Raw genomic sequence first — 16,522 nt, 5'->3', positions numbered from 1 at the left:
GTACAGGTGGTTGGTTGGGGGACTCGACGACGACAGGCAAAATCGTCATTGAGTTCGCAAATTGGGGTGCCCTTATCGGGCAAGAAATGGGGACGAGGGGCAATTTCACCATCGCAGCGCGTTTATGACGCTGAACTGCACCTGCTGTTTGACCGTGGCACGCGGCCGGATCGGGATGCGATCAGGGCGTTTGCCGCGCGATGTCCGCCTGTCAGCGTCAGCCACGATTCTCACCCTGAAGACGCGCCTTACGTCGACGCGCTCCAGCGCAGCGGGCAGTACTGGTTCGAATTGTTGCGCGATGGGCTGACCTTCGATCTCGTTGGCCTTGCCCCCGGACCCAAAAGCGCTTCGCCTGACATGGCCCAGCGCTTCGATCTGCCCGCGCTGCCGGAGTTGCATCATTACGAAACGCTGACGCTGCGGCCCGGTCCGCATGTCGCCGCTGCCGGAAAGAGCATGCCGGTGGTCCGAACGATGATGGCGCTTGCCTGCGATCTGGTGCGGCATTTCGATGATCTGCTTGCCATCGGATGGGAACCGGCAGGCAGCGTGATCGGGCGGCGGTTCTTCGAATCCGTTACTGCCGCATGGCTTGATGGTGGACCATTCCCGGCCTTGGGGCTGACGGCCTTTGTCGAAGCGCCCGATGGCGCGTTGCAAAGCGTGGGATTGGCGTTCTGGATTGGTCGGGAACTTCGGATCGAACCACCGCTCAGCGACGACCGGGTGGCGGCAACCCGGCTTGCGATCCGTCTGGTCAATCACCTCATCCTTATGGGTGGGTTGGAGGCGGATGATCACATCACGGCGCCAGATGGCTCGCGTCTGGTCTTGCGACCCTCGCGCGAGCGAGCGCTTATCAGTGTGTGGCGCGAATAGATGCTGCTTTGGGGTCGCACTGCAAGTTCGAATGTCATTGCGTTTCGCTCGGTCAACAGGCCGGGCACGCAGGCGTACGATCCCGGCCTGCAACGCCACCACCTTTTGCCCCGGCAATTGCTCTCGCAGCGCTGTTTTGGTGCGCTGTTTGCCCATGTCGGACGGGCACGGGTCGGGTTTGACGATTTCCGCCGCAATGGCCTGCTGCTGCCCGCGACCGAAACGGCCAGCGTCAGCACCGGGATGCCGCTCCACCGTGGTCCGCATCGGCGTTACAATGAAGTGGTGATTGCCCGGGTTGGTCAGATCGAGGCGCGCTGGTCGACTGCGAGGCACGCTAACCCGGATGCGGCGCTGGATGAAGCGCTGCTGCGGCTGCACGTGTTGCAATGTGCTCTGCGGCGGCAATTGCTCGCCCAGCGCCGGCGAGTCCTGCTCAATCGCAAGGATCCGCTCGGCGCCGGATTTGATTTCAGCGAACTCGACGCGATGGCCGAGATGCTGTGGGCAGCGGAGTATTCCTACTCTGCGGCTTCGGCCATGGCACCCCACGAGGCATAGCCCGAATTGGCTGCGAGGCGCGCCTTGGCCTCGTGATATTCGCGCTCGAACCGGGCGACGAGGTCTTCCACCGTGCCGACCTCCTTGATCGTGCCGATCCCCTGGCCCGAACCCCAGATGTCCTTCCACGCCTTGGCCTTGGTGTTGCCGCCGCTGCCGAAGTTCATCTTGCTGGGATCGCTTTCGGGGAGGTTGTCCGGGTCCATCCCCGCTGCCTCGATCGAGGAGCGCAGGTAGTTGCCGTGCACCCCGGTGAAGAGGTTGGTGTAGACGATCCCTTCCGAAGAGCCCTCGACGATGCCGTTCTTGTAACCCTCGGTGGCGTTCGCTTCCTTCGTCGCGATGAAGGCGCTCCCGGCATAGGCAAAGTCGGCGCGCAGGGCTTGCGCGGCCAGGATCGTCGCGCCGTGGCCGACCGCGCCCGAGAGCGCCACCAGACCGTCGAACCACTCGCGGATTTCCTGCATAAGGGCGAAGGGCGATAGCGCCCCCGCGTGCCCGCCCGCGCCGGCCGCCACGGGGATGAGGCCCGTCGCGCCCTTCTCGATCGCCTTGTGCGCGAAGCGGTTGTTGATGACGTCGTGCATCGTCACGCCGCCCCAGTTGCGCACGGCGGTGTAGATGTCTTCGCGCGCGCCCAGCGAGGTGATGACCATCGGCACCTGCCACTTTTCACATGTGGCCATGTCGGCATCGACGCGGTCATTGGTCTTGTGGACGATCTGGTTGACCGCGAAGGGCGCCGCCGGGCGATCAGGGTTCGCGCGGTTGTGCGCGGCCAGCTCCTCGGTGATCTGGTGGAGCCATTCGTCGAGCTGCGACTGGGGGCGGGCGTTCAGGGCCGGGAAGCTGCCGATGATCCCCGCCTTGCACTGCGCGATCACCAGCTCGGGGCCGGAGACGATGAACAGCGGCGATCCGATCAGCGGCAGGCGCAGGCGATCGAAGGGGGCGGGAAGGGGCATCGGTTTCTCCTGAAAACGTGTTCGGCTTCAACCCGCGTCTCTAGCGCCGGTTCCGCCTCTGCCAAGCGTGATTTTGAGGGGCTCTATGCCAGCAAATGCTCGAGCCCATAGAACCGCGCCGCCGTCCCGGCATAGAGCGCCGTCTTCTCGTCCGCGCTGGCGCTGCGAGTGAGGCGCTTGAAAGCGTTCCACAGCACCGCGTAATCCGCGCCCCAGTAATCGACCGGATAATTGCTCTCGAACATGGCGCGCCGCGGCCCAAAGGCCTCGATACAGGTGTCGATATAGGGCCGCCACAGCGCTGCGAGATGCTCCGATCCATGACCTGCCGCAGGACCATCTTCTGGTAGCGCGCAAAACGCCATGGCAAGACCGCCGAGCTTCACCACCACGTTCTCGCACTTGGCGAGTTCGTGGATATTGCGGCGCCATTCGTCAAAGCGTTCGTGTAACCTGCCCTTGTAGGCCGAGACCCCAACCGGCGTGCCGCAATGGTCGAGGCAGATCGGCTGATCGGGGAAGGCGCGTGCGAGGTCGATCACGTCGGGTAGCTGTGGTTCCAGTACCCAGGCATCGAATGTCATCCCGCGCTTGCCGAGTTCGGCGAAGCCTTTGCGGAAAGTCGCGTCGCGGTAGAGGCCCTCAGGGTGATGGAACGGCGGGCCGAGAACATTGGCGTCGGCATCCCAGGCCCCGGCGTGGCGGATGCCCTTGAACCGGCGCGGCGCTGCCGCCTGGAGTGCATCAAGCACCGCGCCAGCCTCGCTTCCAAGCAATAGATTGGCGTGGCCAACAATGCCTGCGCAATAGCGAGACGGCCCATACAGCCCGCTCGCCGATTGCGCCGCGACACCGTTCACGAACTCGACCTCGCCCACTGGCTTCAAGGCATCGCCATAGGACCCGTTGTAGAACGCCCCGCACTCCATGAAGACCGTGCCGATGATATTGTGGCCGGTGGTCAGATGGGCGTGAAGCTGGTCGAAGGTGTAATGCGCATTGTCGACCAGCGCGGCAATGAAGTGGTGGCGTGGTTCGGGGAACATGCCCAGCATGGGCCGCAGGTCCCACAGGTGGTGATGCGGGTCGATGATCGGCAGATCGGGATCGAGGATGTCCTCGGGTGTATGGGTCGGGGTGTTCAAGGCTCTCTCCGCTTGTGGTTATGTGTATCGCCGTCAGTCCACCGCCCGCACATAGAGATGCCATGTCGCGTGGCCCAGCACCGGCAAGGCCACGAACAGCCCGAGAAACCCCGGCAGCATCGCCACGAACAGCAGCGCGGCAATCACCGCCGCCCAGCCGAGCATCACCGCAAAATTGCGCCGCACCACGCCGAGACTGGTGAAAATGGCGGTGAGGAAGTCGACCTTGCGCTCCACCAGCAACGGCAGGCTGATCACGGTCATCACATAGAAGGCAAAGGCCATCAGCCCGCCGACCGCGCTTCCTACCGCGAGCATGGCGAGGCCCGGCGGCGTGAGGAAGGCAGCGACCGCATCGTGACCCATGCCGCTTTCCGCCATGAACACTGCGAAAATGGCGTGGGCCACGATCATCCAGAACGAGAAAGCGACGAATACGATCACGCCCATCGACAGGATCTGATCGTCACCATGGCCTTTGAGCGCGCCCAGCACCGCGCGCCATGACAAGGCCTCGCCAGCGGCGCGGCGGCGGCTTGCCTCGTACAGGCCCACAGCGACGAAGGGCGCGACCAGCGGGAAGCCTGCAATCGCCGGGATCAGCCAGGTCAGCTCTCCGCCCGTGACGGTGAACCACCCGATGGCGAGGCCCGCCAGGACATAGACACCGCCGAAAAACAGCCCGAAGCGCGGCATGGCGAGAAAATCCCGCCAGCCGTCACCCAGCGCGGCGGCAAGGTCGCTCCACCTCAGGTCATCCGCAATCTGCGGCCCAGCGGCCACCGTCGGGACGGGGGAATGTTGCTCCCAACTTGTCATCGCCTGCGTCTCCTCCCTTGCCGCGCAAGTTGCGCCGAAATCCGGCGCGGCGCAAGCGCGGGCGGTCAGGCTGCGGGGGACGCGACAGCGGTGTTGGCGGCGCTCAGCACCGCGCGGACGCTCGCCGTGGCGATATCCTCGTCGATCCCGCAGCCCCAGATGGTGCGACCGTCAGTGGCGCGGCATTCGAGATAGGCGGCCGCGCGCGCGTCGGTGCCTGCGCCCAAGGCGTGTTCGGTGTAATCGACCACCTCAAGCTCGACCCCAAAGGCTTCGCGCAAGGTGCCCATCACGCTGGAGATGAGGCCGTTGCCGCGGCCCGAAACGCTTTGCTCCGCGCCTTCGACCGCGATGGTCCCCGCGAAGATCCGCGTGCCGTCGGTCGCGCGGCTTTCCTCGTAGCGGACGAGCTGGAAATGCTTGGGATGGATCTTGACGTGGTAGGCCTTGCGGAACGCGTCCCAGATGTCGGCAGCATTGAGTTCGCGGCCCAATTCGTCCGCCATCGTCTGCACATGGCGGCTGAAATCGGCCTGCATCTTCTTCGGGAGCTTGAGGCCCTGATCCTTCTCCAGCACCCAAGCGAACCCGCCCTTGCCGGACTGCGAATTGACGCGAATCACGGCTTCGTAGGAGCGCCCGAGATCGGCGGGGTCGATCGGAAGATAGGGCACGCGCCATTGTTCGTCATTCTGCGTCTCGCGGGCCTCGAAGCCTTTCTTGATCGCATCCTGATGGCTGCCGCTGAAGGCGGTGTAGACCAGCTCGCCGCCATAGGGGTGGCGCTGGTGGACGGGGATGTCGTTGCAATACTCCACCGTCTCAATCACCCGGTCGATGTCAGAGAAATCGAGCTCCGGGTCGACGCCTTGGGTGTAGAGGTTCAGCGCCATGGTCACCAGGCAGCAATTGCCGGTGCGCTCGCCATTGCCGAACAGGCAGCCCTCGACCCGGTCAGCGCCTGCCATCAGCCCCAGTTCCGCCGCCGCGACGCCGGTGCCGCGATCATTGTGGGTGTGGAGCGAAAGGATCGCGCTTTCGCGGTTCGGCAGGTTGCGGCCGAAATATTCGATCTGGTCGGCATAAATATTGGGCGTCGCCGCCTCGACCGTGGCGGGCAGGTTGAGGATGATCGGGTGTTCGGGCGTAGGCTGGAGAACCTCCATCACCGCGGCGCAGACCTCGATGCTGAAATCGAGTTCCGCTGTGGAGAAGGTTTCCGGCGAATACTGGAAGTGCCAGTCGGTGCCGGGATAGCGTGCGGCCTCGTCGCGCATCACCTTGGCGCCCGCGACGGCGATGGCCTTCACCTCTTCCTTCGACATGCGGAACACGATGTCGCGCCACGCGGGGCTGACCGCGTTGTAGAGGTGGACGATCGCCGCACGCGCGCCTTCGAGGCTGGCGAAGCTGGTGCGGATCAGGTCCTCGCGGCTTTGCGTCAGCACCTGCACGATCACGTCCTCGGGGATCGCGTCGGACTTTACGAGGCCGGAGATGAAATCGAACTCGGTTGCGCCTGCGCTGGGGAAGCCGATCTCGATTTCCTTGACGCCGACGTCCAGCAGCAGGTCGAAAAAGCGGCGCTTCTTCACGGCGTCCATCGGGTCGATGATTGACTGGTTGCCGTCGCGCAGGTCGGTGGAAAGCCAGCGCGGGGCTTTCTCGATCATGCGGGAAGGCCACTGGCGATCAGGCAGGTTGATCTGGCCGAACGGGCGATATTTGGCGGAAGGCTGCTTGAGCATGGGCATGGTGGATGGCTCGTCGCGAAAGGGAATGGGAAGCTGCGGCAGGTTACCCTTGGGAGCGGTGCCGCGCTGATCTTCGCGCGCGGCCGCCTACGCCCAAGGGCGCATAAGTCGAAGCAGCGTAAGTCCGTTCCGCGTCATGCGCGCTGTCTATGCCGATTATTGCGCTGGGTGCAAGCCGGGAATGACGCTTGTTTCAGCGTTTCGTTCAGCCACAGCGCGCATCGCGGATGATGTTCTGCGCATCGAGCATGATCGACAGGCGCGGATTGGTGGCATCCGGGTTGACCGTCCCGGCGCTGCCATAGGCGACGAAGCGCAGGTTATCGGTGCGGCCAAGCATCCTGGCAATCTCGGCGCGGGTGGTCTGATCAGCGAGCTTGCCGATGAACGGGCCCATCAGCGGCGCACCGCAGGTGCGCGAGGCCGGATCGGTCAGCGTGCCCTTGGCAAAGGGCCCGGGCGCGGCACCCGGCAGCGGGGTCGCGATCTGCGGCGTGGCTGTTGCCGCAGGCGCGGGCGTGGCCCCAGGCACAGGCGTCGCCTCGCCAGCGCCGATCCGAGCGGCGAAGCTTTCGGCGTCATTGCCCGGCTGTGCGGGTTTGCTCCCGCAAGCGCTGAGAGCGAGGGCAGCGATGGGGAAAGCAATAGCGCGAGCAGCGGTGATCATCGGGTCCGGTCCATACATTAGGCTTCGCGTGCCAAAACGCGCTTTGCGTTACCGGATTATGACACGCGCCGCACTAACCGCGACGCCGGAGCCGGTCCGGGGTCAGCTGGTCGATCCGGGTGACACCCATCAACCGCATCCCCCGCTCCACCTCGTCCTTGAGGATGCCCAGTGCCCGCTCGACCCCGGCTTGCCCAGCAGCGGCCAACGCATAGAGGTACAATCGCCCGCCAGACGCTGCCGTCGCCCCGGAACACAGGGCCTTCAAGACATGCGTGCCGCGTCGGATGCCGCCATCGCAGATGATCTCGATCTGCCCGCCAACCGCATCGACGATCTCAGGCAGCTGGTCGAAGGGCGCGCGGCTGCCGTCCAGTTGGCGGCCGCCATGATTGGAAATCATGATCGCGTCCGCTCCGATGGCGACCGCGCGGCGCGCATCGGCGGCGCTCATGACGCCTTTCAGGACGAAGGTGCCGCCCCATTGCTCGCGGATGCGGGCCGCGGTGTCCCAGTCCATCGAGGTGTCGAGCATCGTGTTGAAATATTGCGCAATGCTGACCGCCTGCCCGGTGCCTTCGGTAACATGGGTGTCGAGATTGGGCAGACGGAACCTTTCGCGCAGCACATAGTCGAGCGTCCAGCGCGGGCGGGTGGCGTAGCTCCAGATGCTCGCCGGAGTGAACCGCGGCGGCGTGGTGAAGCCGGAGCGCAAGCACCGCTCCCGCTTGCCCGAAACAATCGTGTCGACTGTCAGCGCCAGCGCATCGAACTTTGCTGCCTGACACCGTTCGATCATGTGGGTGTTGAGCCCCTTGTCCTTGTGGACATAGAGCTGGAACAGCTTGGGCCCGCTGGTCAGGGCGGCGATTTCCTCGATGCTGCGCGTGGCGAGGCTCGAAATGCCGAACCACAGCCCGTATTTCTCCGCCGCCTTGGCCACCGCCCGCTCGCCTTCCCAATGAAAGGCGCGCTGCACGGCGGTGGGGGAGAGCATCAGTGGCAAGGCGGACTTGCGGCCGAGGATGGTGCAGGACGTATCGATGTCGGCCACACCGGCGAGGACATCGGGCACCAGATCGACCTCGGCAAAGGCGGCGGTGTTGCGCTCTTTGGTCAGCTCGTCATCGGCCGCGCCGTCGATATAGTCGAAAACGGGGAAGGGCAGGCGCGCCTTCGCCAGCACCCGAAAATCGTCGATATTGTGGCAATCGGAGAGGCGCATCGGGCCACCGTCTTGAAACAGCCGCGCGGCCCTGTCGAACATTTTTGCGCTGGCATGTCACGTTTCGACCGAAGCTGTCGAACGAGGGGCAGACGCCGCTGGGCTGATATTCCGGCTCCACCCCTTGCACTGCGGCTCAGGAAAAGGACAGCTTCCAATGAAAATGAACCGCTTGCTTCTGGCCTTTGCCGCCGGGTTGGCCCCACTCACTACGCCCACCGCCGCGCTGGCCGAGGGCGGCATCTACGTCGGCACGGAGGGCAAGACGGTTGCGGTGGGGGGCTTTGACACGGTCAGCTATTTTCGCGGCACGGGTGCGCCGGTGAAGGGTAATGCCCGCTACAAGCTGAGATGGAAGGGTGCCGAGTGGCACTTTTCGAGCGAAGCCAATGCGGCCGCGTTCAAGGCCAATCCGATTGCCTATGCCCCGCAATATGGCGGCCACTGTGCCTGGGCGATGGCGCAAGGCTATCTCGCGCCGGGTGATCCGACCGCCTTCGACATCGTCGGCGGCAAGCTCTACCTGAATTACGATCAGGAAATCCGGGCCAAGTGGCGCAAGAATATTACGGGTTTCATCGCCAAGGGCGGCCCCAATTGGGCCAAGACCCCAGCGGGCAAGACCTATAGCGGATCATCCTGGTTCGGGTTCTGACCCGCTTAAAGAAGTGTGGCTGGCGGGACGTGCGGCCCCGCCAGCCCATCCGGCGCGCTTACTGCTTTTCGAACGCCGCGCTGATGGTGAGCGTCACGTCCTTGCCGACCAAGGGTGCGCCGTAGTTCACGCCCCACTGGGTGCGGTCGATGGTTGTGCGGGCGTGGAAGCCGACGGTCTCTTTCTTGTTGAAGGGATTGGCACCCGCACCGACGAATTCCGTGGTGAGGGTCACGGGTGCGCTCTTGCCGTTCATGGTGAGCGTGCCGGTGACGTCAGCGGTCATCGGGCCCGTCTTCACCACTTTGGTTGAGGTAAATGTGGCCATCCCCGGGTTCGGCCCGAAGAAATCCGGCGCGCCGCCATCCTTGCCGGGGCGCAGGAGGTGATCCTTGAGGCCAGCGCTGGCAACCGTGACGTCGGCGACCGGCACCATGACCTCAACCTTCGCAGCCTCGATATTGGCCGGGTCCAGTGTCATCGTTCCGGTAATGTTGCCGAACAGGCCGAGATAGTCGTTGAAGCCGAAGTGGCTGACTTCCCAACCCACCAGCGTGTGCCCGGCATCCAACGCATAGGTTCCGGCGGTGACGCGCGCGGGATCCTGCACGCCGGGCACCTGCGGCGCATCCTGCGCAAAAATCGAGGGGGCGGCGGCGATTCCGCCAGTCACGGCGGCAAGAGCAGCGGCTGTGGCAGCGGCGAAAGCATAACGGTTCATCGAATAGGTCTCCTTCTTCAAAGGGTCCTAATTCGCCGGAGCCATCGCGGTTCCAATCACGCCACGGCCGGTCAGCACTGCACGACAAGCCGACGATTCCGCGCGGTCAGTTGTGCAGAGCTATAGGCCGGGGCAATCGGATCGCCGGGGCAAGGGCGATAGGCGGGGTCTTGTCGCAGGCAGCCTTCGGGGCAGACCAGCACGGCACGCTCCTGCCGCCAATGGACCCGCCACAGCCGCCCGCCCGGGGTCGCGACATAGCCATCGATCTGGCTTTCAATGTCGCCTTCCAGATCGATCAGCGACGGCACTTCGCTGTCGTAGTTCTCATCGAACGCGCCATGCGTGTGGATGCTGGCCAGCGGGGCCATGCCCGGTTGGTCGAAATAGCGCAAGTCGCACGTCGCTTCATCGCCCACCTTTACCTCGGTGGAGTCGAGCTCGCCCGTGCTGGTTTCGAAGACGATGGCGCACAATTCGACCTTCTCGGCGAAGGAGCGTGCCTGCATCGCGTCAAGCCGCTCACGGGCAAAGGCCTGCACCTCGCTTTGCGCGACGGTGACGACGAAATCTTCCGGCCCTTTGACGTTGAACGCGGCGCGCACGACGATCACCACCCAGATGATGGCGATCGCCGTGTATATCAGTTTCGCGCTGCGGCCCTCAAACATCAGGCCGTTGCTTTGGCGTTAGTTCTTGGCCTTGTCGACCAGCTTGTTGGCGGCGATCCACGGCATCATGGCGCGCAGCTTTTCACCGGTCTGCTCGATCGGGTGAGCGGCGGCCTGCTTGCGCGCGGCCTTGAGTTCGGGCTGGCCGGCGCGGTTGTCGAGCACGAAGTTCTTCACGAAGCGGCCCGACTGGATGTCGGCCAGCACGCGCTTCATCTCGGCTTTGGTCTCATCGGTGATGATCCGCGGGCCGGTGGTGATATCGCCATATTCGGCGGTGTTCGAAATCGAATAGCGCATGTTGGCGATGCCGCCTTCATAGAGCAAGTCGACGATCAGCTTGGTTTCGTGGAGGCACTCGAAATAGGCCATTTCGGGGGCGTAGCCAGCCTCGACCAGCGTTTCGAACCCGGCCTGGATGAGATGGGTGATCCCGCCGCACAGCACCGCCTGTTCGCCGAACAGGTCGGTTTCGCATTCCTCGCGGAAGTTGGTCTCGATGATGCCCGAACGCCCGCCGCCGACGGCGCTGGCGTAGGCGAGGGCCACGTCATGCGCCGCGCCGCTCGCGTCCTGATGCACGGCAATGAGGCACGGCACGCCTCCGCCCTTCACATATTCGCTGCGGACGGTGTGGCCCGGGCCCTTGGGCGCGATCATGATCACGTCGATGTCCGACGGCGCCTCGATCAGGCCGAAGTGGATGTTGAGCCCGTGCGCGAAGGCGAGCGCGCTGCCCGGCTTCATGTGGCCCTTGAGGTCGTTCTCCCAGATCGCGGCCTGATGCTCGTCGGGCGCGAGGATCATGATGATATCGGCCCACTGCGCGGCTGCGGTGTTGGAGAGCACCTTGAAGCCAGCGCCTTCCGCCTTCTTCGCGGTCGCCGAACCTTCGCGCAGAGCGATGGCGACTTCGGCCACGCCGCTGTCGCGCAGGTTCTGGGCATGGGCGTGCCCCTGCGAGCCATAGCCGACAATCGCGACCTTCTTGGGCTTGATCAGATTGAGATCGGCATCGGCGTCGTAGTAGACTTTCATTTTCTGTCCTTGCTTTTGATTGATCGCCTCCCCGGCCTTGAGCCGGGGCCCCGCTGCCTTTCTTGCGTGCGGAAAGAAGCGGGGTCCTGGGTCAAGCCCGGGAAGGCGGAGTTACGTGACTTTTCATGCCCCCAGCGGCCCGCGGAGCATCCCGACCACCCCGGTGCGGCCGACCTCGACCAGCCCGAGCTCGCGCATCAAGGCGATGAAGCTGTCGACCTTGTCGGGCGGTCCGGTGATCTCGAAGATGAAGCTCTCGGTGGTGGTATCCACCGGTCGCGCGCGGAAAATGTCGGCGAGGCGGAGCGCCTCGACCCGCTTTTCGCCCGTGCCGGTGACTTTGATCAGCGCCAGCTCACGCTCGACGTGCGGCCCGGCGGTGGTGAGGTCGAGCACCTTGTGCACCGGCACCAACCGTTCGAGCTGCGCTTCGATCTGGTCAATCACGGACGGCGGGCCGTTGGTGACAATGGTGATACGGCTGACCGCGTGATCCTCGGTGATGTCGGCCACGGTCAGGCTGTCGATGTTGTAGCCGCGCGCGGTGAACAGGCCGGTGATCTTGGCGAGGATCCCGGGTTCGTTATCGACCATCACGGTCAGCACATGGCGTTCAGAGGCTGCTTCGGTGATTTTCATGGCATGGTGTCCCGTCAAGCAGTGGCCTTAGACCAGCGCCTTGGCCTCGTCGTCCATCGTGCCGTCGACCTTGTCGCCGTACAGGATCATCTCAGTATGCGCCGCGCCTGACGGGATCATCGGCAGGCAATTGGCATCCTGCGCCACAAGGCAATCGACAATCACTGGGCCGAGATGATCCAGCATCCGCATAATCCCGTCATCCAGCTCGCGCTCCTCCGTGATGCGGATGCCCTTCCACCCATAGGCTTCGGCGAGCTTCACGAAATCGGGGAGGCTGTCGGAATAGGAGTTCGAATAGCGGCTCTCATAGGTCAGTTCCTGCCACTGGCGGACCATGCCCATGTATTCGTTGTTCAAGATGAAGATCTTGACCGGCAGTCGGTATTGCGACGCCGTGCCGAGTTCCTGAATGTTCATCTGGATCGAGGCTTCGCCCGCAATGTCGATCACCAGCGCGTCAGAGTGGCCGAGCTGCGCGCCGATCGCGGCGGGCAGACCGTAACCCATCGTGCCGAGCCCGCCCGAGGTGAGCCACTTGTTGGGATCCTCGAAGCCGAAATACTGCGCCGCCCACATCTGGTGCTGGCCGACTTCGGTGGTGATGATCGGATTGCGGCGATGGGTGAGGGCGTGGAGCCGCTCAACCGCCTTTTGCGGCATGATCATGTTCGGGTGCTTGGCCGAGCGTTCAGGATAGGCAAGGCATTCGCGCGCCCGCCAACCGGCGATCCGGGCTTTCCACTCGCCCAGATTGCGCGCTTGCCGCGCACCCCACGCCTCGATCATCTGCGCCAGCACCGTGCCGCAATCACCGACGATGCCCATGTCGACCGGCACGGTCTTGTTGATCGAAGAGCGGTCGATATCGATGTGAATCTTCTTGGAGTCCGGCGAGAAGGCGTCAAGCCGCCCGGTCACCCGGTCATCGAAGCGCGCGCCGATGCAGACCATCACGTCGCACTTGTTCATCGCCATATTGGCTTCATAGGTGCCGTGCATCCCCAGCATCCCAAGCCAATCGGGGTGCTGCGAGGGGAAGGCGCCGAGGCCCATCAGCGTGGAGGTGACCGGAGCGCCGGTGATGTCCTGCAACTGGCGCAGCAGGCGGCTTGCTTCCGGACCCGAATTGATGACGCCGCCGCCCGTGTAGAAGATCGGGCGCTGGGCATTGGCGATCAGTTCGACCGCCTCGATGATCTGCTCGACCGGGGCAACCGTCTGCGGCGCATAGCGATGCGCGCCCGCCCGCGTCAGCGCGCGGCGTTCCGAGGGGACGGCGATCTGCACGTTCTTGGGGATGTCGATGACGACCGGACCGGGACGGCCGGTCGTGGCGATCAGGAACGCTTCCTTGATCGTCGCGGCCAGATCGGCCGGGTCCTTCACCAGATAATTGTGCTTGGTGCAGTGACGGGTGATGCCGATGGTGTCGGCTTCCTGAAACGCATCCGTGCCGATCAAGCTGGTGGGTACCTGCCCGGTGATGACGACCAGCGGGATCGAATCCATCCATGCATCGGCAATGCCCGTGATCGCGTTGGTCGCGCCGGGGCCGGAGGTGACCAGCACCACGCCCGGCTTGCCTGTGGCACGGGCATAACCTTCTGCCGCATGCGCCGCGCCAGCTTCATGGCGGACCAGAATGTGGCGAATGCGCTCATCGCCGAACAATTCGTCGTAAATCGGTAGCACCGCGCCGCCGGGGTAGCCGAAGACATATTCGACGCCCTGTTCGATCAGGCACTGCACGAGGATCGCCGCGCCGCTCAAGGCGCTGCTATTGTCCGAAGGGCGCTTGGTCGGGGCAGAGTCCGGCTTGCCGGGCACGGGGCAACTCCATCTGATGAATCACATGAAGCCGGAATAGGGCCGCACGGACAAGGCGTTAACAACAAAACTGGCCCGACGCAGGGGGCGCACCGGGCCAATGGATGACGCCGCTAAAGGTTACAATCTGATAGGTCAAGCCCTAATTGCGCAATAATGATGCGAAATGCGCGTCCACTTCGATACTTTCGGATTCGCACCCGAGAGTCGCCCGAGGCCATTCCGCCGGAGGTTGACGCCGGAACCATGTGAACTGGCGCTTGGCAAAGTTGCGGGTCGCCTGCGCACCGGCGGCGATCATCGCCTCGTAGGTGATGTCTTCGTGGAGAAACGCAGCAATCTCGGGCACGCCGATGGCGCGCATGACCGGCAAATCGGGGTCAAGCTGGCGGGTCAGCAGAGCTTCGACCTCGGCAATCGCGCCCGCTTCCAGCATCGCTGCGAAGCGCAGGTCGCAACGCTCATAAAGCCACGGTCGGTCTGGTTCGAGCACCAGCGGGTAGAGCGTCACATCGTCGCCGATCCCGCCGGCCTTGGCGAGCTGCCAATCCCCCAGCGTCACGCCGGTCGAGCGTTTCACCTCAAGCGCGCGGGCGATCCGCTGGCGATCTCCCGGATCAAGCTCCGCAGCGCGTAGAGGATCTTCCAGCTGAAGCAGCTTGTAAGCCGCGTCCTCGGGTAGGGCGCGGACGGCGGCACGCACGGCGGGGTCGATTTCGGGGATTGGCGCAATGCCTTCGATCAGCACCTTCACATACATGCCTGTGCCCCCGACCAGGATCGGCACATCGCCCACCGCATGGCACGCTGCAATCTCCGCCTTGGCACGTGCGGCCCATGCGGCGACCGAGCAGGCCTCGGCCCCGTCCCATGCCCCGAACAGGCGGTGCTCGATGCCCGCCATCTCTTCCTCGGAAGGGCGCGCGGAAAGCACCTGCAAATCGGCATAGACCTGCGCGCTATCGGCATTGATGATGACGGGCCGCTTGCCGGTCTCGGCGAGGGCGTGGGCCAATGCGAGCGCAATCGCGCTCTTGCCGCTCGCGGTCGGCCCTGCAATGAGCGCGAGCGGTGCTGGTGGAGATACAGGAATGCTCATTGCGCGGCTGATAGCAGAGACGGCAGAATGTGAAACGCGTCTCGATGCGCTGTCGGGCGCTTTGGCGCAAAGCGGCGTGCCGCTGGAAGCCGCCGCCATGCCCAAGGGTGATGACGAGGTGCTGGAACTGCGCATGGGCGAGGGCGATCCAGCCGCCGTGCTGGACGCGATCGATGCGGTTTTCGCGCCTGCCGCGATGCTGGTTGCGCGCGGGTCAATCGAGGTGCCTCGGCTGTTCGTCTCCGACATGGATTCGACCATGATCGGTCAGGAATGCATCGACGAGCTGGCGGACTATGCGGGCTTGAAGCCGCAAATCGCCGCGATCACCGAACGCGCGATGCAGGGCGAGCTCGATTTCGAAGCCGCCTTGCGGGAGCGGGTGGCGTTGCTTGTGGGCCTGGACGAAAGTGCGATCCACGCCTGCCTCGCCGACCGGATCACGCCGACACCGGGGGCAAAAGTGCTGGTGGCGACCTTGGCGGCGCTCGGCACGCGGACGGTGTTGGTGACTGGCGGTTTCCACCACTTTGCCGATCCCGTGGCCGAGATGCTCGGCTTTCATCGCGTGGTCGGAAACCGGCTTGCGGTCGAGGGTGGCAAGCTCACCGGGGGCCTCATCGGCCCGATCACTGACAGCGCGGTCAAGGCCGCCGTGCTGCGGGATGAACTGGCTGGGCTGGGCGAGGGCGCGCACAGCCTCGCGACGGGAGACGGGGCCAACGATATCCCGATGATCGAAGCGGCAACCTATGGCTTTGCCTACCGCGCCAAGCCCAAGGCGCGCGCGGCGGCCAATGGCCGGGTCGATGTCGCTGATCTTTCGGCTGTTCTGACCTTGCTGGGGGTGCCGAAAGCCGATTGGCGCGAAGGCTGAGTTCTTCGCTTGCGTGACCCATTGGAAAAAAAGAGTTTCACATCGCAAACCGAATCGGCTATTAACACTCATGTAAGCAAGCTGTGGCTACACCAGTGCTGCAGCACAGGAACTGCCCGCATGACCCAGAACGCCGATCGCCAGTACACCCGGATGTTTGCCGCTGACGGCACGGTGCTGCTGCACCCTGACCGTCCGCAAGCGAAGTATCGCCCGTTGCGCGCGGTCAGAAACTTCCAGATTCTGGTTCGGGACAAAGAAGACACCGCGGCGGTGTTCCGGATCTTTGAATCGCTCCCGTCGAAGGATTTGCTGCCGCGCGTCGCCGCGCTCGCTCTGTCCGAACGCGGGGCCCATTTGCGCCAGACCGAGCCTTGCCTGCCCGAGATCCTCGACGATCACGCCGCGCTGCGCCGCACCCCCAAGGGCTCGCTCGCCCACGCCTATTGCGACTTCATGGAAGCCGAAGGGCTGACCGCGGCAGGGCTGGTCGCCGAAAGCGACCGCGCCGGACGTCCGCGCTTCCCCGATCTGGTCGAGTGGTACATCAACCGCTCGCGCGACACGCATGACATGTTCCATGTGCTCACCGGCTACGGCCGCGACGCGCTGGGGGAACAATGCGTGCTGCTGTTCACCCACGGCCAGGCGCCGAGCCAAGGGCATCTGCTGATCGGCTATGCCGGGGCGGCGAACATCAAGAAGATGGTGAAGCGCACGAATGCGCCGGTGTTCGGTGCGGTGCGTGAGGCTCACCGCATCGGCAAGGGCGCGCCGCCGCTGATCGATCAGCCGATCCGCCAGCTGCTCGAGCGCCCGCTCGAGGATGTGCGCGCGGCGCTGCGCATCCCGCACCCCGTGCTGTATCGCGAATGCCACCGCGCGTGGCAGGCCGAGGGCATCGATCCCTACGACCTGCTCTCCAGCCGCGACGCCGCCGAACAGCCCGAATTGCTCGCAGCCTGAAGGGCTAC

The 16,522-nt window shown here is 64.4% G+C and carries 17 protein-coding genes; 5 read left to right on the top strand and 12 right to left on the bottom strand.

The genetic code is table 11. The features are described 5' to 3' along the window. Positions 1–48: 48 nt before the first annotated feature. Together ACLBKT_RS06455 and ACLBKT_RS06450 are read left to right on the top strand one after the other, a co-directional pair. The gene (locus tag ACLBKT_RS06455; RefSeq protein ID WP_410182120.1) at positions 49–882 is read left to right on the top strand and encodes a hypothetical protein; all 834 of its coding nucleotides are present in this window, start codon (positions 49–51) and stop codon (positions 880–882) included. Next, positions 883–1,443, top strand: coding sequence for an AHH domain-containing protein (locus tag ACLBKT_RS06450; protein WP_410182119.1), 561 nt, complete (start codon positions 883–885; stop codon positions 1,441–1,443). On the opposite strand, the gene ACLBKT_RS06445 is transcribed toward ACLBKT_RS06450, so the two are convergent. The 6 genes from ACLBKT_RS06445 to ACLBKT_RS06420 all read right to left on the bottom strand — a co-directional run bounded on the left by ACLBKT_RS06445 (position 1,404) and on the right by ACLBKT_RS06420 (position 8,018). After that, positions 1,404–2,408 carry an NAD(P)H-dependent flavin oxidoreductase gene (locus tag ACLBKT_RS06445; RefSeq protein ID WP_410182118.1) on the bottom strand — a complete coding sequence of 335 codons (1,005 nt, stop codon included), beginning with the start codon at positions 2,406–2,408 and terminating at the stop codon, positions 1,404–1,406. The genes ACLBKT_RS06450 and ACLBKT_RS06445 overlap by 40 nt on opposite strands. Positions 2,409–2,491: 83 nt before the next feature. Further along, positions 2,492–3,553: an amidohydrolase family protein gene (locus ACLBKT_RS06440; protein ID WP_410182117.1), complete on the bottom strand. Its 1,062-nt coding sequence runs from the start codon at positions 3,551–3,553 to the stop codon at positions 2,492–2,494. A 33-nt stretch (positions 3,554–3,586) separates the two neighbouring features. Continuing rightward, a complete protein-coding gene (locus tag ACLBKT_RS06435; RefSeq protein ID WP_410182116.1) occupies positions 3,587–4,372 on the bottom strand; it encodes a DUF2189 domain-containing protein in 786 nt (261 codons plus the stop codon). A 65-nt stretch (positions 4,373–4,437) separates the two neighbouring features. Next, the gene (leuA, locus tag ACLBKT_RS06430) at positions 4,438–6,126 is read right to left on the bottom strand and encodes a 2-isopropylmalate synthase (RefSeq protein ID WP_410182115.1); all 1,689 of its coding nucleotides are present in this window, start codon (positions 6,124–6,126) and stop codon (positions 4,438–4,440) included. A 205-nt stretch (positions 6,127–6,331) separates the two neighbouring features. Next, positions 6,332–6,793 carry a hypothetical protein gene (locus tag ACLBKT_RS06425; RefSeq protein WP_410182114.1) on the bottom strand — a complete coding sequence of 154 codons (462 nt, stop codon included), beginning with the start codon at positions 6,791–6,793 and terminating at the stop codon, positions 6,332–6,334. A 73-nt stretch (positions 6,794–6,866) separates the two neighbouring features. Continuing rightward, positions 6,867–8,018 (bottom strand): alpha-hydroxy acid oxidase, encoded by a 1,152-nt coding sequence (locus tag ACLBKT_RS06420; RefSeq protein ID WP_410183659.1) that lies wholly within the window; start codon positions 8,016–8,018, stop codon positions 6,867–6,869. Between the two features lie 163 nt (positions 8,019–8,181). Between ACLBKT_RS06420 and ACLBKT_RS06415 the strand changes: the two genes are divergently transcribed. Continuing rightward, positions 8,182–8,673 (top strand): YHS domain-containing (seleno)protein, encoded by a 492-nt coding sequence (locus ACLBKT_RS06415; RefSeq protein ID WP_410182113.1) that lies wholly within the window; start codon positions 8,182–8,184, stop codon positions 8,671–8,673. 58 nt (positions 8,674–8,731) lie between these two features. Here ACLBKT_RS06415 and ACLBKT_RS06410 read toward each other — a convergent pair whose 3' ends face one another. The 6 genes from ACLBKT_RS06410 to miaA all read right to left on the bottom strand — a co-directional run bounded on the left by ACLBKT_RS06410 (position 8,732) and on the right by miaA (position 14,671). Then, positions 8,732–9,394: a YceI family protein gene (locus tag ACLBKT_RS06410; RefSeq protein WP_410182112.1), complete on the bottom strand. Its 663-nt coding sequence runs from the start codon at positions 9,392–9,394 to the stop codon at positions 8,732–8,734. A 71-nt stretch (positions 9,395–9,465) separates the two neighbouring features. Further along, entirely contained in the window at positions 9,466–10,065 is a 600-nt protein-coding gene (locus tag ACLBKT_RS06405; RefSeq protein WP_410182111.1) for a DUF4329 domain-containing protein, read from the bottom strand. An 18-nt stretch (positions 10,066–10,083) separates the two neighbouring features. After that, entirely contained in the window at positions 10,084–11,103 is a 1,020-nt protein-coding gene (ilvC, locus tag ACLBKT_RS06400) for a ketol-acid reductoisomerase (protein ID WP_410182110.1), read from the bottom strand. A gap of 123 nt (positions 11,104–11,226) precedes the next feature. Then, positions 11,227–11,742: an acetolactate synthase small subunit gene (ilvN, locus tag ACLBKT_RS06395; protein WP_410182109.1), complete on the bottom strand. Its 516-nt coding sequence runs from the start codon at positions 11,740–11,742 to the stop codon at positions 11,227–11,229. A gap of 27 nt (positions 11,743–11,769) precedes the next feature. Then, entirely contained in the window at positions 11,770–13,515 is a 1,746-nt protein-coding gene (gene ilvB / locus ACLBKT_RS06390; RefSeq protein WP_410183658.1) for a biosynthetic-type acetolactate synthase large subunit, read from the bottom strand. Positions 13,516–13,714: 199 nt separating this feature from the next. Further along, a complete protein-coding gene (miaA, locus tag ACLBKT_RS06385; RefSeq protein WP_410182108.1) occupies positions 13,715–14,671 on the bottom strand; it encodes a tRNA (adenosine(37)-N6)-dimethylallyltransferase MiaA in 957 nt (318 codons plus the stop codon). Between miaA and serB the strand changes: the two genes are divergently transcribed. Next, entirely contained in the window at positions 14,664–15,548 is an 885-nt protein-coding gene (gene serB, locus ACLBKT_RS06380) for a phosphoserine phosphatase SerB (RefSeq protein ID WP_410182107.1), read from the top strand. The genes miaA and serB overlap by 8 nt on opposite strands. Positions 15,549–15,668: 120 nt before the next feature. Then, complete coding sequence (locus ACLBKT_RS06375) at positions 15,669–16,514, top strand: Coq4 family protein (protein ID WP_410182106.1); 846 nt, start codon at positions 15,669–15,671, stop codon at positions 16,512–16,514. The last annotated feature ends 8 nt before the right edge of the window (positions 16,515–16,522 follow it).

It is taken from the genome of Erythrobacter sp. W302b, from assembly GCF_046452395.1.
GTDB lineage: Bacteria > Pseudomonadota > Alphaproteobacteria > Sphingomonadales > Sphingomonadaceae > Erythrobacter.
The sequence above is the reverse complement of the archived record's forward strand: the minus strand, read 5'-3'. Positions and strand labels throughout refer to the sequence as shown.